Origin of the sequence: Streptomyces sp. GbtcB6 (genome assembly GCF_019091475.1) — a bacterium.
GTDB classification, from domain to species: Bacteria; Actinomycetota; Actinomycetes; order Streptomycetales; family Streptomycetaceae; genus Streptomyces; species Streptomyces hyaluromycini.
Genome location: NZ_JAGXJL010000022.1, coordinates 126,937 through 147,374, shown reverse-complemented (window position 1 = coordinate 147,374; position 20,438 = coordinate 126,937). Strand labels below are relative to the sequence as shown.

Annotated in this window: 21 protein-coding genes; 16 read left to right on the top strand and 5 right to left on the bottom strand. The window is 71.2% G+C overall.

All coding sequences use genetic code 11. From position 1 onward, the window contains the following. Nucleotides 1-482 precede the first annotated feature (482 nt). A complete protein-coding gene (locus KVT45_RS32245; protein WP_217552677.1) occupies nucleotides 483-1,199 on the bottom strand; it encodes a GntR family transcriptional regulator in 717 nt (238 codons plus the stop codon). 61 nt (nucleotides 1,200-1,260) lie between these two features. Here KVT45_RS32245 and KVT45_RS32240 point away from each other — a divergent pair, with 61 nt between their 5' ends. The 5 genes from KVT45_RS32240 to KVT45_RS32220 all read left to right on the top strand — a co-directional run bounded on the left by KVT45_RS32240 (nucleotide 1,261) and on the right by KVT45_RS32220 (nucleotide 5,671). Then, nucleotides 1,261-2,070: a bifunctional 2-polyprenyl-6-hydroxyphenol methylase/3-demethylubiquinol 3-O-methyltransferase UbiG gene (locus tag KVT45_RS32240; RefSeq protein WP_217552720.1), complete on the top strand. Its 810-nt coding sequence runs from the start codon at nucleotides 1,261-1,263 to the stop codon at nucleotides 2,068-2,070. Between the two features lie 279 nt (nucleotides 2,071-2,349). Further along, complete coding sequence (locus KVT45_RS32235; RefSeq protein ID WP_217552676.1) at nucleotides 2,350-2,607, top strand: hypothetical protein; 258 nt, start codon at nucleotides 2,350-2,352, stop codon at nucleotides 2,605-2,607. A 104-nt stretch (nucleotides 2,608-2,711) separates the two neighbouring features. Beyond that, complete coding sequence (locus KVT45_RS32230) at nucleotides 2,712-4,082, top strand: HEAT repeat domain-containing protein (RefSeq protein WP_217552675.1); 1,371 nt, start codon at nucleotides 2,712-2,714, stop codon at nucleotides 4,080-4,082. An 81-nt stretch (nucleotides 4,083-4,163) separates the two neighbouring features. Next, nucleotides 4,164-5,084 carry a zinc metalloprotease HtpX gene (gene htpX / locus KVT45_RS32225; protein ID WP_217552674.1) on the top strand — a complete coding sequence of 307 codons (921 nt, stop codon included), beginning with the start codon at nucleotides 4,164-4,166 and terminating at the stop codon, nucleotides 5,082-5,084. A gap of 2 nt (nucleotides 5,085-5,086) precedes the next feature. Then, nucleotides 5,087-5,671: a hypothetical protein gene (locus tag KVT45_RS32220; protein WP_089101209.1), complete on the top strand. Its 585-nt coding sequence runs from the start codon at nucleotides 5,087-5,089 to the stop codon at nucleotides 5,669-5,671. A gap of 38 nt (nucleotides 5,672-5,709) precedes the next feature. Here the strand turns inward: KVT45_RS32220 and KVT45_RS32215 are convergent, their stop codons facing one another. Further along, a complete protein-coding gene (locus KVT45_RS32215) occupies nucleotides 5,710-6,012 on the bottom strand; it encodes a hypothetical protein (RefSeq protein WP_217552673.1) in 303 nt (100 codons plus the stop codon). A gap of 239 nt (nucleotides 6,013-6,251) precedes the next feature. On the opposite strand from KVT45_RS32215, the gene KVT45_RS32210 reads away from it, so the two are divergent. Continuing rightward, nucleotides 6,252-6,986: an alpha/beta hydrolase gene (locus KVT45_RS32210; protein ID WP_254647649.1), complete on the top strand. Its 735-nt coding sequence runs from the start codon at nucleotides 6,252-6,254 to the stop codon at nucleotides 6,984-6,986. Between the two features lie 15 nt (nucleotides 6,987-7,001). Here KVT45_RS32210 and KVT45_RS32205 read toward each other — a convergent pair whose 3' ends face one another. After that, complete coding sequence (locus KVT45_RS32205) at nucleotides 7,002-8,342, bottom strand: DUF2252 domain-containing protein (protein WP_217552671.1); 1,341 nt, start codon at nucleotides 8,340-8,342, stop codon at nucleotides 7,002-7,004. 168 nt (nucleotides 8,343-8,510) lie between these two features. On the opposite strand from KVT45_RS32205, the gene KVT45_RS32200 reads away from it, so the two are divergent. Then, nucleotides 8,511-9,695: a winged helix DNA-binding domain-containing protein gene (locus KVT45_RS32200; RefSeq protein ID WP_217552670.1), complete on the top strand. Its 1,185-nt coding sequence runs from the start codon at nucleotides 8,511-8,513 to the stop codon at nucleotides 9,693-9,695. A 231-nt stretch (nucleotides 9,696-9,926) separates the two neighbouring features. Here KVT45_RS32200 and KVT45_RS32195 read toward each other — a convergent pair whose 3' ends face one another. Continuing rightward, the gene (locus KVT45_RS32195) at nucleotides 9,927-10,247 is read right to left on the bottom strand and encodes a hypothetical protein (protein WP_217552669.1); all 321 of its coding nucleotides are present in this window, start codon (nucleotides 10,245-10,247) and stop codon (nucleotides 9,927-9,929) included. 231 nt (nucleotides 10,248-10,478) lie between these two features. Here KVT45_RS32195 and KVT45_RS32190 point away from each other — a divergent pair, with 231 nt between their 5' ends. The 9 genes from KVT45_RS32190 (at nucleotide 10,479) to KVT45_RS32150 (ending at nucleotide 19,916) form a co-directional block, all read left to right on the top strand. Beyond that, nucleotides 10,479-10,847 (top strand): arsenate reductase family protein, encoded by a 369-nt coding sequence (locus KVT45_RS32190; RefSeq protein ID WP_217552668.1) that lies wholly within the window; start codon nucleotides 10,479-10,481, stop codon nucleotides 10,845-10,847. Between the two features lie 122 nt (nucleotides 10,848-10,969). Then, nucleotides 10,970-11,665 carry a septal ring lytic transglycosylase RlpA family protein gene (locus KVT45_RS32185; RefSeq protein ID WP_217552667.1) on the top strand — a complete coding sequence of 232 codons (696 nt, stop codon included), beginning with the start codon at nucleotides 10,970-10,972 and terminating at the stop codon, nucleotides 11,663-11,665. Between the two features lie 283 nt (nucleotides 11,666-11,948). After that, nucleotides 11,949-12,980 (top strand): glutamine synthetase, encoded by a 1,032-nt coding sequence (gene glnII / locus KVT45_RS32180; RefSeq protein ID WP_217552666.1) that lies wholly within the window; start codon nucleotides 11,949-11,951, stop codon nucleotides 12,978-12,980. Nucleotides 12,981-13,068: 88 nt separating this feature from the next. Further along, nucleotides 13,069-14,007, top strand: a complete 939-nt coding sequence (locus KVT45_RS32175; protein WP_217552665.1) for a hypothetical protein — start codon at nucleotides 13,069-13,071, stop codon at nucleotides 14,005-14,007. A 329-nt stretch (nucleotides 14,008-14,336) separates the two neighbouring features. Then, on the top strand, nucleotides 14,337-14,918 hold the full coding sequence (locus tag KVT45_RS32170; RefSeq protein ID WP_217552664.1) for a winged helix-turn-helix domain-containing protein: 582 nt from the start codon (nucleotides 14,337-14,339) through the stop codon (nucleotides 14,916-14,918). Between the two features lie 87 nt (nucleotides 14,919-15,005). Continuing rightward, complete coding sequence (locus KVT45_RS32165; protein ID WP_217552663.1) at nucleotides 15,006-16,007, top strand: SDR family oxidoreductase; 1,002 nt, start codon at nucleotides 15,006-15,008, stop codon at nucleotides 16,005-16,007. A gap of 272 nt (nucleotides 16,008-16,279) precedes the next feature. Further along, on the top strand, nucleotides 16,280-17,575 hold the full coding sequence (locus KVT45_RS32160; protein WP_217552662.1) for a sensor domain-containing protein: 1,296 nt from the start codon (nucleotides 16,280-16,282) through the stop codon (nucleotides 17,573-17,575). Then, nucleotides 17,560-18,210, top strand: coding sequence for a response regulator transcription factor (locus KVT45_RS32155; protein ID WP_217552661.1), 651 nt, complete (start codon nucleotides 17,560-17,562; stop codon nucleotides 18,208-18,210). The genes KVT45_RS32160 and KVT45_RS32155 overlap by 16 nt, the downstream gene beginning before the upstream one ends. 173 nt (nucleotides 18,211-18,383) lie before the next feature. Further along, nucleotides 18,384-19,916 carry a DUF1996 domain-containing protein gene (locus tag KVT45_RS32150; protein WP_217552660.1) on the top strand — a complete coding sequence of 511 codons (1,533 nt, stop codon included), beginning with the start codon at nucleotides 18,384-18,386 and terminating at the stop codon, nucleotides 19,914-19,916. A gap of 73 nt (nucleotides 19,917-19,989) precedes the next feature. On the opposite strand, the gene KVT45_RS32145 is transcribed toward KVT45_RS32150, so the two are convergent. Further along, nucleotides 19,990-20,397: a hypothetical protein gene (locus KVT45_RS32145; RefSeq protein WP_089101223.1), complete on the bottom strand. Its 408-nt coding sequence runs from the start codon at nucleotides 20,395-20,397 to the stop codon at nucleotides 19,990-19,992. Nucleotides 20,398-20,438: the final 41 nt, after the last annotated feature.

Below are 20,438 nucleotides of genomic sequence, written 5' to 3'. Positions count from 1 at the left end.
GGTCGCGGGCGCGCGTTCCGCTCACGAACCGGGCTGAAGCGCTGGCGCCGCCGGCCGATCCATCACGACTGCGCCCAAAGCTGTCGTCGGCACACGAAGCCTCCAACCAGGCGAAATGACAGGGGATGTTGCACTGCAAGGGGGACCGTGTCCCCACTCTCCGGCCGTTGCTCGCGGTCGCCGGGCCACCTCCCCAGTACGGGCCGAAACCCTGTTTCACCTGGGCCTTAGCGGGCGGCCTTGCAGCGTTCACCGCCCTGTTCGGAGCAGCCCAAAGAGGGCCCTCCTGCGCCTGTCGTACTCACCCCTGCGGGCTTTCCTCCGGGCACATCCATAGACTGGACCGGTGGACCGGTCCAGTCAACTGCCAAGTCCCGTTAGGCCGCGGCGATCTGACGATCCATGCAGGTCAGCGAAGAGAAAGAGGAAACAAAAAAGCTGGACCGGCGGACCGGTCCAGCTTCTTTATGGATAACTTCGACCTACATCGCATATGTATCTACCCGTTCGTAGTGAGGGGAGGGTGTGACGCCCTCCTCGCATACGAGTGGACGCCCCTCTTGGTCATAGGCGGTGTGCAGTACCACGGCAACCGCCGTTGCCACAGATAGACCCAGGTGGCGAGCTTCGTCCTCCGTGGCCAGCCGAACCGTGGTCACGTCCACCCCCTCCGAGGGGAAGCGGCCGGTCTGTCGCCGTACGTATCGAGTCGTCCCTTCTGGGATGGGGGCGGTCTGCGCGAGGCGGGGGGACGCTTCCGCAACCTCAGGCGGAAACCATGCTTCGGCGTAGCTGTGCGGGCTTCCGTCCGGGAGTTGGTGAATCCGGATGCGCCGCAGGGCAGAGACGCCCGGAGCCATGCCCAGTACCGCCGCCACCCGTTCGGGCGGCTCAGCCCAATCCGGCTCACCTACACGCAGGAAGGGCATACCCCCGGTGACGCGGGTGGAGCCCGCCTGTCGTGCTCCCGCCGGCCGCGCGACGGGCGTCTCCGTCACGACAAAGCCCGTCCCCTGCTTGGCCACGACAACGCCGTCGTTCCGCAGCACATCCATCGCCTTGATGGCCGTCGCGCGGGAAACCGACCACTGCTCCGCAAGGTCGCGCCCAGACGGCACAATCTCACCAGGACCGAATTCGCCCGCGGCGATGCGGGCCCGTAGCGACTCCGCAATCTCCTCGTACTTCAGTAGCGCCATGACTGCCCTTCTTGCTGCCACCTTGCTGGACTGGTCCACCGGTACACAGCATACTGCCGCTATGTCTAATTTCGGATTGGCTCCCTCCGTTCTGCGCTTCTACAGCGAGACCGTGGACGAGAGCAGACGCCTGCATCGCTCAGCCGATGGGCGCCTTGAGCTGGCCCGGACCAAGGAACTCCTGCGCCGCTTTCTGCCGGCGGCGCCCGCGAGCGTGCTGGACGTCGGCGGCGGGCCGGGGGTGCACGCAGAGTGGCTGGTCAAGGACGGGTACACGGTGTCGCTGGTGGACCCCGTCCCCCGTCACGTAGAGCAGGCGTCCGCGATTTGCTCCGCAGCGATCGGAGACGCGCGGGCCCTAGAAGCAGCCGACAACAGCTTCGACGTCGTCCAGCTCTTGGGGCCGCTCTATCATCTGCCCGACGCGGTTGACCGCCGTAGGGCTCTCGGGGAAGCGCGCCGCGTAGTGAAACCCGATGGACTGGTGGCCGCAGCAGCGATCAACCGCTACGCCTCGCTCTTCGAACACGTCACGTACGCCCACCTGCACACGGAGCGCATGCGTGAGCCGGTGTCCAAGATTCTTCGCACAGCCGTGCACGACGGAGCGCACTTCACTCTGGCGTACTTCCATCGTGCAGAGGAACTTGCGGATGAGCTTCGCGAGGCCGGGCTCACTGACGTGGAAGTCTTCGGGATCGAAGGTCCGGCATGGTCGCTCGTGAAGGCTGTCGAGCAGCAGCCTGGCGAAGGCCCTACCGATGAGCTGATCGCCTCAGCTATGGAAGCCGCGCGGATGGCTGAACCGTACCCGGAGCTGCTCGCTGCTAGCTCCCACTTGCTCGCGGTGGGTCGCGCTCCGCGGTCTTGAAAGCCGCTGCGGGCATGTCGCGGGCAACTCGCATCCGCCGGGCCGTCCCTGGGCCGTCCGGGGACGGCCAACGACTACCAACAACGACAGACAACGACGACGTTCTGACTGGTCAGAGCGACCCTGCGAACAGGGCTCCAAGGCAGCACCGCTGCAACATCACTTCTTCGACGTGTGACAGGCGCCGTTCCGGCCGTCGACGCCCCCGTTCCTGTTTCTCAGGGCGGGGGCGTCGTCGTATCGTGCGTCGGTACTGATGTTCGAGACGGGGGAGCCGGGATGTCCCAACAGGACGACGAGAAGCACGAGTTCGACCTCAGGTGGGCCGCCGAGGCGGAACACAAGGAGCCGTCCGCGCGGGCCCGGATGCTGGCCGCCCGCTGGAAGGAGAACCCCCCGGCCCCGGCGCCGTTCCGGGCGGATCCGGGGCCGGTGACACCGCGCCGGTCGTCGTGGGTGTCGACGGCGGTGGTGCTGGGGTGTGTCGCGGCGGTGATCCTGTTGCTGGGGTACATACAGACACGGTCGCCGTACTAGGAACCCGACGCACCGGCCCGTCGTGGGCCCCGCGCAATCGGCGCGAGCCGCGTCCGCCCCGCCGTCTAACATCACCCGAACGCCAGGTGGAACGGAGCACGGGGATGCGCGAGGAGTACGGGGACGGCGAGGCCGTGGCGCTGCGGCTTGCCGAGGGGGCCGCGCCGAGCGACGTGTTCGACGGCGCCGATCCGCTCGGCTGGCTCGCCCTGGACGCCGGTGCCCGGTCCTGGAGGCTGCGTGACGCGCTGCCGAGTCGCGCCGAGATCGACGGCGAGCGCAGGGACGCGCTCACCGAGTCGCGGGCCGCGCTGGCCCTCTGCCATGGGGACGGCCGGATCAGGGCGGCGGCGCTGGAGCGGGCGGCGCGTTTCCCCGGACTGCTGCCGCTGGTCGTCGTCCGCTGTGCCGACTGGGTCGCGCCGGTACGGGAGCGGGCCCGGGACCTGCTGCGCGAGACCCTCGACGCGGACGCCGCCGTCCCGCTCGCACCCCTGGTCCTGCTCCTCGGCCGGCGCGGGCGCGGGGACTTCGCCGTCGAGGTGCTCGGCGACGTCCTGCGGGGCGCGTCGCACGAGCAGCTCGGGCGGCTGCGCGCCGACGGCGACCGTACCGTCCGTCGCTTCGCCCACCGCCTGGCCGTGGCGGAGGGGAGGCTGTCCGCCGCCGAGCTGGCGCGGGCCGCCGCCCAGGACTCCGATCCCACCGTCCAGACACTCTGCGCCGAGGCCGCGGTGGCCCTCCTGCCGGAGGGTGCGGACGCCGACGACGTGCTCGGACCGCTGCTCGCCGCGCGCGGGCCGCGGGTCCGGTCGATCGGGGTGACGGCACTGCGGCGGGCCGGGCGACCGGAGCGGGCGGCGGACTTTCTCGCCGACCGGTCCGGCGTCGTACGCGCCTGTGCGCGCTACGTGGTCCGGCAGTACGGAACCGATCCGCTGCCCTGGTACCGGCGCCGGGTCACCGACGCCGGCGACCCGGCGCTGCCGTCCGGCGCGGTCGTGGGGCTGGCCGAGTGCGGAGCGCGGGCGGACGCCGAGCTGCTGGTGCCGCTGCTCGCCCACCCCTCACCCGCTGTGCGGGCGGGCGCGGTGGCCGGGTTGCGGATCCTCGACGTCACGGACGTACGACGGTTCCGGGAGCTGCTCGACGACCCGGCTCCGGGTGTCGTCCGGGAGGCGACCGTGAGCCTGCTGCCGTCCGCCGGGTCGCTGGACGCGGGGTGGCTCATGGACCGGCTCGCGGCCGGCCGGGCGCGGCATGCGCGGGTCGCCGCGTTCCGGCTGCTGGACGGGCGGGGCGGACTCGTACGGCTGCGGGCCGCGGTCGCGCTGCTCGACGACCCGGACGTGAAACTGCGGGGCTGGGCCGAGCGGTCCGTCCGGCAGTGGCACCCGACGCCGGACGTGCCGCTCGGGTCCGAGGAAGCGGCGGCGCTGCTGGAACGGGCCGGCCTGAGCCTTTGCCGCTACTAGGCGTTTTCGGAGCCTTCTCATTGCTCTCGGCAGGTGCACACTGGACAGCGGGACGAGTGCCTGACTGCGGGGTGGTGCAAGATGCAGAGCCGCTTCCGGAGCGACCGGCGGTTGACCGTGCGGATGACGGTCACGCTGTTCCTGCTCGGATTGCTGTACGTCGGCTTCGTTGCCGCGCTGATCGTGCTGCTGAAGTCGTGGCTGCTGGTCGTCGTCCTGGTGGGCGCCATGTTCGTGGCGCAGTTCTGGTTCTCCGACCGGATCGCGATGTACGCCATGCGCGGGCGGGTCGTGGAGCGGGAGGAGTATCCCGAGCTGCATGCCGTGGTGGACCGGCTGTGTGCCATCGCGGACATGCCGAAGCCGGTCGTCGCCGTCTCCGAGATGGACATGCCGAACGCGTTCGCCACCGGCCGGAACCCCGATCATGCGGTGGTGTGCGTGACGACGGGGCTGCTGCGGCGGCTGGAGCCCGCCGAGCTGGAGGGCGTGCTGGCGCACGAGCTGTCGCACGTGGCCCACAAGGACGTCGCCGTGATCACGGTCGCGTCCTTCCTCGGGGTCATCGCCGGGCTGATCGTGCGGTTCGCGTTCTACTCACAGCTCTTCGGGGGCGGCCGGCGGGACCAGAACACCGCCGCCGTGTTCGCCGCGATCATCGGGGTCTCCGCCGCCGTGTACGCGATCAGCTTCCTGCTGATCAGGGCGCTGTCCCGGTACCGGGAGCTGGCCGCCGACCGGGCCGCCGCCCACCTCACCGGCCGGCCCTCCGCGCTGGCTTCGGCGCTCACCAAGGTCTCCGGTGAGATCGCCCGGATCCCGACCAAGGACCTGCGCACCGCCCAGGCCTTCAACGCGTTCTACTTCACCCCGGCGACCGGCAAGGAGCCCGGCATCGAGCGCATCTTCTCCACTCACCCGTCCCTGGAGCAGCGGCTGGAGCAGCTGGGGCGGATCTCGGCGGAGCTGGGTGAGGCGGCGACGCCCGGAAAGGCCGGGTGAGCATGGGGTTCCTGGACATCCTGCTGGGCCGTACGAAGCCGGTCGCGCCCGATCTCGACCAGTTGTTCGCGCTGCCGTCGGCGGCGGTGACGCTGGAGGCCGCGGCCGGGTTCACGCCCACCGGCGGGGGTGCGGTGTGCTTCGCCACCGTGGAGGGCGCCGCCTTCGAGCAGACCCACCGGGAGGTCCAGGCACTCCTCGACGCGGACACGGACCGCGCCGGCGTTCCGGTGGAGCTGCGGCAGGACGACTACGGCTACTCCTGGCTGGTCTCGCAGCGCCCCTCCGACCAGCTTCCGCAGCTGGTCAACGACCTGCACGCGGTGAACAGCTCGATGGAGGTCAACGGCTTCGGCCCGCAGCTGCTCTGCTCCCTGGCCGCCTTCGAGGACGAGCGCGGGCGCAGGCTCGCGCTCGTGTACCTCTACAAGCGGGGGACGTTCTACCCCTTCGCACCGCTGCCCGGATCCGGTGAACGGCGGGACAGCGCGCTGGAGTTGCAGGTGAAGGCGGTGCTCGCGAACGACCTGCGGATCGAGCAGGACCTCAGCCGCTGGTTCCCGGTCTGGGGTGCCCCGGGCCTCTGACCGGCCGGGGCACCCGCTGCCTGCTTCCGCTGTTTCCCCTACTTCCCCTGCTTCCCCTGCTTCCCCTTCTCGTTCTGCTGGCGCCGGGACTCCAGGGGGCGCTCGCGGCGGTAGCGGCGCTCCCACTTGGCCTGCTGGTCACGGCGGTCGCGGTACGTCTTGTAGTCGCTGGCCATGCCCCCTCCCCCGCCGGACGAACCGCCCGACGAGGAGGCCGACGACGAGCCCCGCCCGTACTGGACGTACAGGAAGAGCAGGGCGACGGCGGCGAGCCACCAGTTGTGGTTGCCGAATCCGAGGATGACCAGGACGACGGTTCCGGATAGGACGATGGTGCCCATGACGGGTCTCCATGGCGTGGGTGTGTGAGCGGTCGACGGATCCGACGGCACGCGGGGGACGGGCGGCCGTCCGTCGGTGCGCGGCAGTGTAGCCCCGAGTCCGGGGGGCGCGGCCGGCCCTTCGGAAAGCGGTGGTGGACCACTCCGCAACGCTTCTCCAGCGTAGGGAGCCGGTCACTCGGCGTGCATCCCGTTTTCGTGCGTGCACGCGGGGGCGCACCCGTGGGTGAATGTGCGGCATGCTTCAACTCACCGACTTCACCCACGAGTACGACGGCGAGCGGCTCAGCGGGGTCCGTGCCCGGGCCGCGGGCGGTCCGGACGGTACGGGCGGACCGGTCGCCGTCCTGCTGCACGGCGCCGGCAACGGCAGCGAGCGGCGACTGCGCCCGCTGCTGGCGGAGTTCGCCGCCCACGGCTGCCCCGCCCTGGCCTTCGACTTCTCGGGCCACGGCGAAAGCACCGGTGCCCGCGCGGAGTTGAGCCTGCGCCGCCGCTTCGAACAGGCTGCGGCGGTGATCGACGCCCAGGTGGAGCCGGACCGCCCGCTGATCCTGGTGGGGTTCAGCATGAGCGGCCAGACGGTCGCGGATCTCGTACGGCACCACGGCGACCGCGCCTCGGCGATCGGCCTGTGCTCCCCCGCGGTCTACACCCCCAAGGCCTGGGACGTCCCCTTCGGCGACGGCACCGGCCGCTTCACCGAGCTCATCCGCACCCCGGACGCCTGGCGTGCCTCACCCGCCCTGGAGGCGCTGCGCTCGTACGCGGGCCGTGCGGTGCTCGCGGTGCCGGGCACGGACGCGGTGATCCCGCCGCAGGTCACGGCGGCCGTCCAGGACGCCCTGCGCACCCGGTCCCGGTACACCCGCCTCGAACTCCCGGACGCACAGCACCGGCTGGGCCTCTGGTTCAGCGAGCACCCGGACGACCGGCGGGAGTTCGTCACGATGCTGCTCAAGCAGCACGGCTGAACCGGCACGGCCGGCTCAGACCCCCGGCGCCGCCGTGAGGACACCCGCCGTCACGGCCGCGCCGAGGGTGGCGTGGTCGGTGGCGGTCTGGTCGGCGTAGGCGAGGGCGAAGTCGGTGATCGCGTGGTCGAAGGTGTCGGTGCCGCCCAGGTAGGCGGCGATGGCGATGCGGTCACCGGAGCGGGCGTGGGCACGCGCCAGGGTCGTACCGCACAGCGTGGCATAGCCGCGCAGGCCCTTCGGGTCCATGGCGGCGACCTCGGCGGAGCCCTTCATGTCGCGCAGCTGGCGCCAGTAGAAGGAGCGGCCCTGGGGGCCGGTCATCCAGCCGAGGAAGATGTCCCCGGCGGCCTGGAGCAGCCGCTGCCCGGCGACGACCCGGTGGCCGTGGTGGGAGTAGGGCCCGCTCGGCAGATGCTGCTCCAGTACGGACGTCCGGGCCTCCTTGATCTGGAGGAACAGCGGGTCGTCGACGTCCCGGCCGGCCAGCAGGACGATGAAGCAGCGGGTGCCGACGCTGCCGACGCCGACGACCTTGCGGGCCGCGTCGACGAAGCGGTAGCGGTCGAGGAGGAGGCGGCGCTCCCCGGCGAGGGTGGAGCGGTAGTCGCTGAAGGTCTTGCGCAGGGAGGCCATGTCGGAGGCGCCGGCGGGTTCGAGGAGCGGCGGGTCCTTGACGATGCGGCACTGTCCGCCGGTCGTCTCGGTGAGCCTGCCGAGCGCGTGCAGGCTGGTGCGGCGCCGGGCCCGGGTGAGGGTGTCCTCGATCCGGCGCCGGCGGCGCGCGGAGCGGGCCAGGGCCGTCAGGCTGTCGGTGTCGACCCGCTCGTACCAGACGGCGAGTTCCCCGAGCCCGGCCAGCCGCCGCATGGCGGTCCGGTACGCGGCCACGGCGGCCCGGGCGGCGGCGCGGGCCGCGGGATCGCCGTGCCCGTTCTCGCGGGCGGCGACGGCGACGGAGGCGGCGAGCCGTTTGACATCCCACTCGAAGGGCCCGGGGAACGTCTCGTCGAAGTCGTTCAGGTCGAAGAGCAGGGACCGCTCCGGAGAGGCGTAGAGCCCGAAGTTCTGCAGATGCGCGTCTCCGCAGAGCTGCACGGTGAGCCCGGTGTGCGGCTGGGCGGCGAGGTCGGCGGCCATCACGGCGGCCGCGCCGCGCAGGAAGGCGGAGGGCGAGGCGGCCATCCGCCCGTACCGGATGGGCAGCAGTTCGGGCAGCCGGTCGCGGCCCTGCCGCTCCAGTACGGCGACGGGGTCGGGGCGGTCGACGGACGGCAGCCAGAAGGCGTGGGCCGAGCGGGGGGCCCGCTTGCGGGCGGCCTTGCCGCGGGCGGCACGGTCGGCGGGTGCGGTCATACGGCACTCCCCTCTGTCGACTGGCTCCCTCTGGCGACTTGCTCCCTCCGTCACCTGCTGATCGCAGTGAAAGGGAGATACCGGGGCCGGCGCATGCCGAGCCCGCCGAACAGGTGATTGTCAGTGGCATCGGGCAGGATGCGGTCAGGAGTCCACGGGGAGGTCGGCATGAGCGGCGGACGGCGGCACATCGGGGTGACGGAGCGGCGCGCCCGGCTGGCGGTGCGCCACCTGCTGGCGGGCCCGGCGCGGGCGACGGCGCCGGCGGAGGTCGCCGAGGCGCTGGTGGCGCTGCACGGCTCGGATCCGGCGACGGTGTACCTGGCGGTGGGGGCGCGGCTGGCCGAGGCGGCGAAGACCGTGCCGGAGACGGAGCGGGCCCTGTACGAGGACCGCGCCCTGGTGCGGATGCACGGCATGCGGCACACGGTGTTCGTCTTCCCCGCGGAGCTCACGGCGGTCGTCCACGCGTCGACGGGCCTGACGGTGGCCGCCCGCGAGCGCGCCAAGCTGCTGAAGGACATGGCGCTGGCCGGTGCCCCGGACGCGGCCTGGCTCGCGGAGGTCGAGTCCGCGGCGCTGGCCGCGCTGGCCCGGCTCGGCCAGGCGACGGCGACGGAACTGGCGGCCGCCGAACCACGCCTGCGCGAGCAGTTCGCGTACGCCGCGGGCAAGAGCTACGAGGGCGTCCACACCGTCTCCACGCGCCTGCTGAAGGTCCTGGGCGTGGAGGGCAAGGTGGTGCGGGGCCGCCCGCTGGGCTCCTGGACGTCCAGCCAGTTCCGCTGGGCACCGGCGCCGGACCATGCGGAGCTGGACCCGGCAGCGGCCCAGGCGGTCCTGCTGGACCGCTGGTTGCACGCCTGCGGCCCGGCCACGGAAGCGGACCTCAAGTGGTGGACGGGGTGGCGGGTGACGGAGGTCCGCCGCGCGCTGACCGCCATCGGAGCGCAGCCGGTGACGCTGGACGAGGGCGACACGGGGTACGTGACGGCCGGGGACCTGCCGCCGGTCACCGAACCGTCCCGCCCCTGGGCGGCCCTCCTCCCCGCCCTCGACCCGACGGCCATGGCATGGCAGCAGCGGGACTGGTACCTGCCGCCGGAGCTCCGGCCGCTTCTCTTCGACAGAAGCGGCAACGTGGGGCCGACGGTGTGGTGGAACGGGCTGGTGGTGGGTGGCTGGGCGCAGCGCCGGGACGGCGAGATCGTCTGGCGGATCCTCGATCCCGGCATCGGGAGAGAGGCCGAGCAGGCGATCGCGGCGGAGGCGGAGCGGCTGCGCGGATGGGTGGGCACGGCGAAGGTCACGCCGCGGTTCCGTACGCCGGTTGAACGGGAGCTGAGCGGGTGAGAGCCGGGGGGTGGGGTCGCTTACCGGCGCTGGCAGGGTGCCGCTGCGCCCACCCGTGCCGCCCTGCGGCACGCCTGCCCGCAGCTAGGAAGCTGACGCGACTGCAGCGCCCCGTAAGGGGCGCGGGGAACTGCGCGAGCAACCCCCACCGGCCCGCAGCCGGACCACAAGGGCCCTCAATCGCCAGGTGCCGGGCGCCGCCGCAAACGCACGGCACCCGGCACCACCGGCTCAGCGCGAGTAACGCATCAGCGCCCGCACCATGTGGCACGTCGTGTCCGACGGCGGGTGGATGCCGATGCTCTCCGCCGTGCTCCGTATCGTCTCGTTGCGCGCCTGGTTGGGCAGGTAGACGCCGGAGTCGAGCAGGGCGATGGCGAGGCGCATGGCCTTCAGGCGGCGGTTGTGTGTGACATACCACTCTCGTGGCCGCCCGGCCGGCAGCGGGCGCTTCTCCGCCGGCGCGTACGGCGAGTCGAGCAGGACCGCATGCTTCGCGGTGGACTGGGTCGGCAGGGACTTCGGCTTCGGCTTCAGTGCGGCAGCGGGCACAGGCATCCTCCTGTCGCGGTCAGAGGGCCTCCGGACACCCCGGCGACTCTCTCGAACACTGCTTCCAGTGTACCGGCCGGGACTGACAACGAGACAGTCCGTAAAGGCGCCGAACAGCCAGGTGGAGATGGGTTTTTCAGGTGGGGCGCGATGTGCGTGAGGGGTTCCCACGACACTCCCCCGAATTCGAACAGAGCACTCCTCGGCGGCGGCCCGCGTACCGTTCCCCGCATGGAGATCTGGATCAATCCCGCCTGCTCGAAGTGCCGCACCGCGATCGGTCTGCTCGACGCCGAGGGGGCCGACTACACCGTCCGCCGCTACCTGGAGGACGTACCGACCGAGGACGAGATCAGGGTCGTCCTCGAACGGCTCGGGCTCGAACCGTGGGACGTCACCCGCACCCAGGAGGCGGTCGCCAAGGAGCTGGGGCTGAAGGAGTGGGCGCGGGACGCGAGCGCGCGCGACCGGTGGATCGCGGCCCTCGCCGAGCATCCCAGGCTCATCCAGCGGCCGATCATCACCGCCGACGACGGCACGGCGGTCGTCGCCCGCACCGACGAGGCCGTACAGGAAGCGCTGACCAGGAGCAAGAGCTGAACAGCGCTCAACTCAAGTGTGACGCAGGTTACTTCAGTGACTCCTGTAACCGCTGAGTAACGACGTTCGGCATCTCGTACCTACCGACGTACGCTCCCCCACCCCCCTTTGAGGAGGCGCGCATGTCGCGTAGGAGAACTCTCGGCGCCAAGAAGTCGATCGCACTGCTGGTCGGTGCCGCAGCCGTGGCCGGCGGCGGGGCCTTCGTCCTGGCGTCCACCTCGAACGCCTCGCAGACCTCGCAGAGCGCGAAGACACTGTCGTCCGCCGCGGACTCGACCGTCTGCTCGGGGCTGGCCACGGCCCTCGGCAACAACCAGAAGTTCATCGCCGACCAGAAGGCGAACCCGGACGCCCAGTCGTCGGCCCGGATCGCCAACCGCGAGGCGGTCATCGCGCAGATCAAGGTGCAGCAGAAGGCGTCCGGCTGCGTCGTTGGGGAGTCGGCTCAGGGCTCCCAGGCGGCGAGCGGTACGCAGACGGGCCAGACCGGCCAGACCGCCACGGCAGCGCCCTCGAAGAGCGCGGCCACCGGCAACACCGGTAACACCGGGGGCACCGCCGCCTCCGGGCAGCAGGTCTGCAAGGGCTCGACCGTCACGCTCTCCGGCGAGGCCGGCACGCCGGCCGCCTCCAGCAACCAGTTCCCGGCGGGAACCACGCTGAAGGTCACCAACCTGGACAACAACAAGTCCACGACGGTGAAGGTCACGTCGGTCTCCGGCAGTTGCGTGCTGCTCAACAACGCGGCCTTCGAACAGGTCCGGGAACCCGGCAAGTTCCTGATCCGCCGTGCGCTGATCGAGAAGGTCGGCTGACCGAGGCGACGGTTCGAGGCTCGGCCGCCGGCTTTCACGGAGGGAAGGCCGGCGGCCGCCGCGAAGGGGCCGGCACGGCGTCCGAATTGGGCTCCGTACCCCGCCCGCCCCGCTCTCACAACGTGAGTCGCGCCACAGAACCACCAGGTAACACCGGGTTCACATTCGAGCAATGATCGGGAAATCGCCTGTTGACAGGCTGCCGGGCAACACCGAGGCGCCCCAGTGCCGTAGCGCCGCTGCACCCGCAAGTGCGCCCGACCCACCCCGAAGGATGTGGCCCGTGACCTTCAAGGCTGAGTACATCTGGATCGACGGCACCGAGCCGACGGCCAAGCTGCGTTCGAAGACGAAGATCATAGCGGGCGCGCCCGCCGGTCTGGACGCGCTGCCGATCTGGGGCTTCGACGGGTCCTCCACGAACCAGGCCGAGGGGCACTCCTCGGACCGTGTGCTGAAGCCTGTCTTCACCTGCCCGGACCCGATCCGCGGCGGCGACGACATCCTCGTCCTGTGCGAGGTCCTCGACATCGACTTCACCCCGCACTCCTCCAACACGCGTGCCGCGCTGACCGAGGTCGCGGAGAAGTTCGCCGCGCAGGAGCCGATCTTCGGCATCGAGCAGGAGTACACCTTCTTCGACGGCTCCCGTCCGCTGGGCTTCCCCGAGGGCGGCTTCCCGGCCCCCCAGGGCGGCTACTACTGCGGTGTCGGCGCCGACGAGATCTTCGGCCGCGAGATCGTCGAGGCGCACCTGGACAACTGCCTGAAGGCGGGTCTCGCGATCTCCGGCATCAACGCCGAGGTCATGCCCGGCCAGTGGGAGTTCCAGGTCGGCCCGGTCTCCCCGCTGGAGGTCTCCGACCACCTGTGGGTGGCCCGCTGGCTGCTCTACCGCACCGCCGAGGACTTCGGCGTCTCCGCCACCCTCGACCCCAAGCCGGTCAAGGGCGACTGGAACGGCGCCGGCGCGCACACCAACTTCTCCACCAAGGCGATGCGCGAGGGCTACGACGCGATCATCACCGCCTGCGAGTCGCTCGGTGAGGGCTCCAAGCCGCTCGACCACGTCAAGAACTACGGCGCCGGCATCGACGACCGCCTGACCGGTCTGCACGAGACCGCCCCGTGGAACGAGTACTCCTACGGCGTCTCCAACCGCGGTGCCTCGGTCCGTATCCCGTGGCAGGTCGAGAAGGACGGCAAGGGCTACATCGAGGACCGCCGCCCGAACGCCAACGTCGACCCGTACGTCGTGACGCGGCTGATCGTCGACACCTGCTGCTCCGCGCTGGAGAAGGCCGACCAGGTCTGATCCGGCCACCCGGTTCCCGGAAGGGGCGTCCACCGATCGCGGTGGGCGCCCCTTCGGCGTTGTCAGTGGCGGATGCCATGGTGGGGGCATGGAGATCGACGAGGTGCTCGCCGTCAACGCCTGGACGGAGAGCGGGCAGACGTACGTGTGGAGTGCGCCGGAGGAGCTGCGGGCGGCGGTGCGGGAGCTCGGTGCGGCGGGGAACCGCTTCCTGGTCGCGCAGCGCATCCCGGACCTGCCCGACGTGTTCGCGCAGGTGTGGCACGAGCAGGGCGGCGGCTACCGCCTCGAACACCGGCGCGGCGCGGGCGAGTTCTCCGGTACGGACCTCACGGACCCGGAGCGGGTGGCGGACCTGCTCGTCGGCTGGGCGCGGGAGGACGACGGCTGGGACGCGGGGGTCGCCTGGGAGCCGGTCGGGATACCGCCGCGCGAGGAAGTGCCCGCGCTCGCGCCCGAGGTGGCGGCCCGCGCCGAGGAACAGGTGCGCGCGCTGCTCCGGGACGGATACCTGGGCATCGACCGTCTGGTCCAGGAGGCCGTGTACCTGATGGAGGGCGGCGGCCAGGACGGCCCGCCGCCGGTCTCCTCCGCCCAGGCGCGGGAGATCGTGGCGCGGCTCTGGACGGAGCGGGTGGCGGAGCAGCGGGCGTGGACCGGGCTCACCGACCCGGACCGGCTGACGCGGGCGTTCGCGGGCCTGGAGCGCGCGGGCATCGTCGCGCGCGAGGACTTCGCCTGCTGCCGCTCCTGCGGAATGAGCGAGATAGGCGCCGAGGCCGAGGACGCGGGCGGGGCGCGGGGGTTCGTCTTCTTCCACCACCAGGGCACCCGCGGCGCCGCCGAGGGCCACGGCCTCAGCCTCTACTACGGCGGCTTCGACGCCTCCGCCGGCACCACCACGGCCGTCGGCCGCGAGGTCGCCGCCGCGCTCGCCGCCGCGGGGCTGTCCGCGGTGTGGGACGGCAATCCGGACAAGGCGATCGAGGTGACTCCGCTGACCTGGCACAAACGCCTGGTGGGGTGAGGCGGGCAACGTCAACGTCATGCCAAGGAAGCGTCCAAGCAGTGAGAGGAGGGTCCTGTTTCCCGGCTGTGTCTGCTTCAATGGGCGCATGGCCAGCTTCCAGAAGTGCAGCGCGACGGGTCGCCAGGACCTTGAGCCGTTCTGGCCTTCCCGTCAGCACCACGACTTCGACCGGGTGTGTTGCCGCGCGATGAACGCGCGGGCCCTCTAAAGCCGTACACCCCGGCCTTCGGCCAGCGCGGAACGCAGTACGTCCCCGGCGCGCCCGACCACGAATCGCGGCCGTCGTCCCGACCGACTGACACCTCGCGCGAAAGAGCTGACGTCTCATGGCGACCACTCGTTCTCTCTCCCCCGCCTCCGCCCTCGCCTCCTCCTCGCCCGGCCGGCACCGGCTGCGTGCCGTCGACCGGGACGAGGTCGTGGACATGGCGGACCTGCTGCCGCCGGGCGCCACCTGGCTGCCCGCCCCGCAGCACACGCTGCCCACCCTGCCGGGCCAGCCGCCGATGATCGGCTACCTGGTGCTGGTCCCGGCGGACCAGCAGCCGCCCTTCCTGCCGGTCGCGGTGCCGGACCCGCAGGAGCCGGCCCAGGAACCGGTCGCGACCGGCGCCCGGCCGCTCGTCACCGTCGACACTGTGGAGCGCACCGCCCAGGTCGACGGACGTGAACTCGACCTCACCTACCTGGAGTTCGAGCTGCTCGCCCATCTGGTGGCGCATCCGGGCCGGGTGCACACCCGCGACCAGCTGGTCACCACGGTCTGGGGCTACGGCCATGTCGGCGACGGCCGCACGGTCGACGTCCATGTCGCCCGGCTGCGCCGCAAGCTCGGCGCGGAGCACCGCCGGGCGATCCAGACGGTCCGCCGGGTGGGATACAAGTACACCCCGCCGACGGGCCGTTGAGGGACCGCTGACGGGTCGCCGACGGGCAACTCCGCCCTCGGCTGAACCCCGTTACGTCCGCCGTCCCCCGCGGGCACGATCGGCGGCATGAGACTTCTGGTGCTGGGCGGTACGGAGTTCGTGGGGCGGGCCGTCGTCGAGGCGGCTCTGGGGCGCGGCTGGGAGGTGACCGTCTTCCACCGGGGCAACCGCCGGCCCCCGTCCGGGGTGCGGTCGCTGCACGGCGACCGCACCGCACCCGACGGCCTCACCGCGCTGGCGGACGGCACCGAATGGGACGCGGTCGTCGACACGTGGTCGGCCGCACCCCGGGCGGTGCGGGAGACGGCACGGCTGCTGCGGGGCCGTGCCGGACGGTATACGTACGTGTCGAGCTGCTCGGTCTACGAGTGGCCCCGGCCCGCCGGCTACACCGAGGAGGCGCCGCTGGTGAAGGGAGCCTCGGCCGACGCGGAGGCGACCGAGTACGCGCAGGACAAGCTGGGCGGTGAGCTGGCCGCCGAGGAGTCCTTCGGGGCGGACGGTTCGGTGCTGGTGCGGGCCGGGCTGATCCTCGGGCCGTACGAGAACGTCGGCCGGCTGCCGTGGTGGCTGAACCGGATCGCGAAGGGCGGGCCGGTGCTGGCGCCGGGCCCGCGCGACCTGCCCGTGCAGTTCGTGGACGCCCGCGACCTCGCCGAGTGGACCCTCGGGGCGGTCGAGCGGGGTCTGTCGGGGCCGTACAACCTGGTCGGGCCGCCCGGGCACACCACGATGGGCGAGTTGCTCGAAGCCTGCCGGCGGAGCACCGGCTCGGACGCGGAGCTCCGGTGGACCGATGCGGAGGTGATCCTCGGCGCCGGGATCGAGCCGTGGGTGCAGTTGCCGGTGTGGGTGCCGGCGGACAGCGAGTTGCACGACGGGGTCCACGGCCTGGACGTGTCGCGGGCGCTGGCGGCGGGGCTGATGTGCCGTCCGGCGGAGGAGACGGTGGCCGACACGTGGCGATGGCTGCGGGGCCTCGGCGGGGCGGCGCCGGTGCGGGCGGGGATGGGGCTCGACCCCGATGTCGAGGCGCGGGTGCTTGGAATTCCGTTGGAAGGGGTGTGATCTCACCTGCGGGCCGGTGGGGGCTTGTCGCGCAGTTCCCCGCGCCCCTTCAGGGCGCTGCCTGAGGCCCCGTAAGGGGCGCGGGACCGTATCCGATATGCGGCCACCGCCGCGTGGGCGCGACAAGCCACGACGGCGCCGCAGTCGGCACACGGCCTGTCGCGGCACTTCCAGCGGAGCGCTCAGAGCCCCCGGGGTGTATCTGGCACCACCCCCTGACATGGGGCTTCGGGCCAGTGACCCGGTCCTGGAAGGTTCGGGAGACTGGTCGCATGACGACGAACACAGACAGCGGGGGCTTCCGCGACCGGGCCCGGGAGACCGTGCTCGCCGCCGTGCGCGGGCTGGTGCTGGCGCTGGTGATTCTGCCGGTCTCGGTGCTCTGCTTCACGCTGGTCGCGGTCTCGGTGGCGCTGATCCCGATCGGGGTCGGGATCGTCACCACGCCGTGGATCCTGGGCGGGGTGCGGGACGTGGCGGACGTGCGGCGGCGGCTGGCGTTCGAGTGGTGCGGGGTGCGGATCCGGTCGGCGTACCGGGCGGTTCCGGCGGACGCCAACCCGTGGGCCAGGACCTTCGGGATGCTGCGCGACCCGCAGGTCGGGCGGGACGTGCTGTGGCTGTTCGTCGACATGACGGCAGGGTTCGTGACCGCGCTGCTGCCGGCGGTGCTGGTGTTCTATCCGTTCGAGGGGTTCGCGCTGGCGGCGGGCCTGTGGCGGACCATGACCGGCGGGCCGTACGGGAAGTACGGCCCGTACTGGTACGGCTTCGTGCCGGTCAGCGGCCAGGCCACCGCGTTCGCCGCCGCCGCGCTCGGCGCTGTCATCCTCGTAGCCGCCTTCCGCTACACCCCCGCCCTGCTGACCGCCCACTTCCGGCTCACCCGTGCCGTCCTCGACCCCGGACAGGGCGAACTCGTCGAGCGGGTGCGGGTGTTGACCGAGACGCGGAAGGACGCCGTGGACACCTCGGCGGCCGAACTGCGCCGGATCGAGCGGGATCTGCACGACGGGGCGCAGGCCCGGCTGGTGGCCATGGGGATGGACCTCGGGACGATCGAGATGCTTCTGGACAAGGATCCGGAGAAGGCCAGGCAGCTGCTCGCGCAGACCCGGCAGGCGTCCGTGGAGGCGCTGGGCGAGCTGCGGGACCTGGTCCGGGGCATCCATCCGCCGGTGCTGGCCGAGCGCGGGCTCGGGGACGCCGTACGGGCGCTGGCGCTGCGGCTGCCGGTGCCGACGGAGGTGGCGGTGGAGCTGCCGGGGCGGGCGGACGCGCCGGTGGAGTCGGCGGCGTACTTCGCGGTGAGCGAGGTGCTGACCAACGCGGTCAAGCACTCCGGCGCCGACCGGATCTGGGTGGACCTGCATCACGTGGAGGAGGGCGGCGGCATGCTGCGGATCTCGGTCACCGACCACGGCAGGGGCGGCGCGGTGATCGGCGCCGGGTCGGGGCTCGCCGGGGTGGAGCGGCGGCTGGGTACATTCGACGGTGTCCTGGCCGTCAGCAGCCCCGCGGGCGGTCCCACCATGGTCACCATGGAGATTCCGTGCGTGTTGTCCTAGCCGAAGACCTGTTCCTGCTGCGCGACGGACTGGTCCGGCTGCTGGAGGCCCATGGCTTCGAGATCGCGGCCGCCGTCGAGTCCGGCCCCGAACTCGCCCGCGCGCTGGCCGAGTCGGAGCCGGACGTGGCCGTGGTCGACGTACGGCTGCCGCCCACGCACACCGACGAGGGGCTGCAGTGCGCGCTCACGGCGCGGCGGGACCGGCCGGGGCTGCCGGTGCTGGTGCTCTCCCAGCACGTGGAGCAGCTGTACGCGAGGGAGCTGCTGGCCGACGGCAGCGGCGGGGTGGGCTATCTGCTGAAGGACCGGGTGTTCGACGCGGAGCAGTTCGTGGACGCCGTACGGCGGGTCGCGGCGGGCGGTACGGCCATGGACCCGCAGGTGATCCAGCAGCTGCTGTCCCGGCGGGCCGACGACCGGCCGCTGGGGGGCTTGACACCGCGGGAGCTGGAGGTCCTGGAGCTGATGGCGCAGGGGCGGTCGAACGCGGCGATCGCCGGGCAGCTCGTCGTCACGGAACGGGCCATCGCCAAGCATACGTCCAACATCTTCACCAAACTGGGACTTGAGGTGTCGGACGATGACAATCGGCGCGTCCTCGCGGTGCTCGCCTACCTTGACCGCGACCGCTAATTTTCCAGAAATTGCCCTGCTCAAACGGCAGTTGTGCCCCAAGTGCGTAACAAATCTCTGATGAATTTGTGAGGCGGCTGAACACCTCTGAGGCGACCTGCGTATGAAAGGACGCCGCTTCACTCCTGTCGGGCGCCTCGATGCCGCCCCGCAAGGAAGGTCTGAGGAGTTCCATGGGACGCAACATACGCAAACGCCGTTCGCCGCTGACCGTCAAGGTCATAGCCGCATCGGCGGCCGTAGCACTCGGCGGGGGCGGGCTGCTCTATGCGCAGATGAACGCTTCGGCTCACGAGTCGAACAACTCGGCGCAGAACTACACCAAAGCCGCCGCCGCCTCCGCGGTCGCGACGATCTCCTGCCCGGACGTCGGCCAGAAGCTGACGAACGTGCCCGCCAACGCCAAGCAGGGGGTGGCGACGGAGCTGGCGAACCTCGACAAGCAGATCACCGAGGCCTACGCCCGGCTCGCCTCCACCCGTCAGGCGCAGGCGAACGACGCCAACTTCGTGCAGAACGCGATCGTCGGCCCCCTGAAGGAGAAGCGGGCGGCCACGATCAACCGGATCAGGCTCGACATCACGCGGGTCGGTGGCACCTTCGACAACTCGCTGTCGCAGCTCGCCGCCTGCACCACGCAGTCCGCCAACCAGACCACCGCCGGGCAGGGCAACAACAACGGTGGTCAGAACAACAACGGCGGCCAGAACAACGGCCAGGCCAGCGCCGCCCCGAGCGCCAGCGCCAGCGCCAGTGCCCCGGCCAACATCGGCGGGCAGGCCGGCAACGGCCCGGTCGCGGCCGACTTCGTGGACATCACGAAGGTCGCGCCGAACGTCCTGTCCAAGCCGGCGAAGACCGGCCAGGCCTCGACCGGTACCTTCACCACCCGTTGTGGTACGAACCAGAACAAGAACCACAACACCGACAACGTCATCGTGGCGCCCGGCGTGACCAACGGCGCGCACCACCTGCACGACTACGTCGGCAACCAGAAGGTCAACGCGTTCGCCACCAACGACTCGATGCTGGCGGCGCCGAGCTCCTGCCAGAACCAGAGCGACCTGTCGTCGTACTACTGGCCGGTCGTGCGTGTCCAGGACGGCTCGCAGGACTTCGACCAGAACGCGGACGGCGGTGGCAAGGAAGGCAACGTCGGCAAGATCCTGACGCCGGTCCAGGCGCAGATCAAGTACGTCGGCAGCCCGGCCAGCAAGGTCGTCGCGATGCCCCAGTTCCTGCGCATCATCACCGGTGACGCCAAGACCACCACCAACGGTCTGGCCAACGCCAACGCGCACTGGAGCTGCACCGGCTTCGAGAACAAGGTCCAGCTGACGACGCAGTACCCGATCTGCCCGCAGGGCAGCAACGTGGTCCGGACGTTCGCCTTCCAGAGCTGCTGGGACGGCGTCAACATCGACAGCGCCAACCACCGTACGCACGTGGCCTTCGCGGACGCGGCGAGCGGCGTCTGCGGGAACGGCTTCAAGGCGATCCCGCAGCTGACGATGCGTCTGGTCTACAAGATCACGCCCCCCACCCTCCAGGCGGACGGCACGGTGAAGAACGCCTACGCGGTGGACGGCTTCCCGGAGCAGCTGCACAAGCCGTCGACCGACCACGACGACTTCATCAGCATCACCAAGAACAACCTGGCGGCGAAGATCGCCAACTGCATCAACACCGGCCGCAAGTGCCAGTGAGCAGTAGCTAGCCGGTAACACGAAGCGGGCGGTGGGAATCTCCCACCGCCCGCTTTCGTATGTGCCGCGGACCTCAGCCGGTGTGCTTGCTGTGGTCGGTGCCGATCTCCTCCTCGCCGCCCAGCGTGGTCTGCAGCGCCTTGACGACCTTGTCGGTGCCGACGGCGACCCACTTGCGGCCGACGAGGTAGAAACCGCCGTAGTCCTTGGCGTCGTTGATCCACTCGCGCTGCCCGCGGTCGGTGGCGAAGGTGGCGAAGACGAACTTGCCGGCGGAGACCTTGCAGATCGCCTGGCGGACCTCGTCGGAGTCGATCTGCATGTCGGGGGTGCACTTCACCTTGGCGGCCAGGCTCTCCAGGCTGCCGGTCGCGGTGACCGGGATCTTCGCCTCCGCCTTGCCGTCTCCGGATCCACAGCCCGCCAGCGCCAGGGCGGCCACGGCGCCCGCCGCGGCGAGCATCGGTCGGGTCAACCTCATCTGTTCCTCCGGTCGCGTTGCCGGCCCCCGGTGCCTTCAGG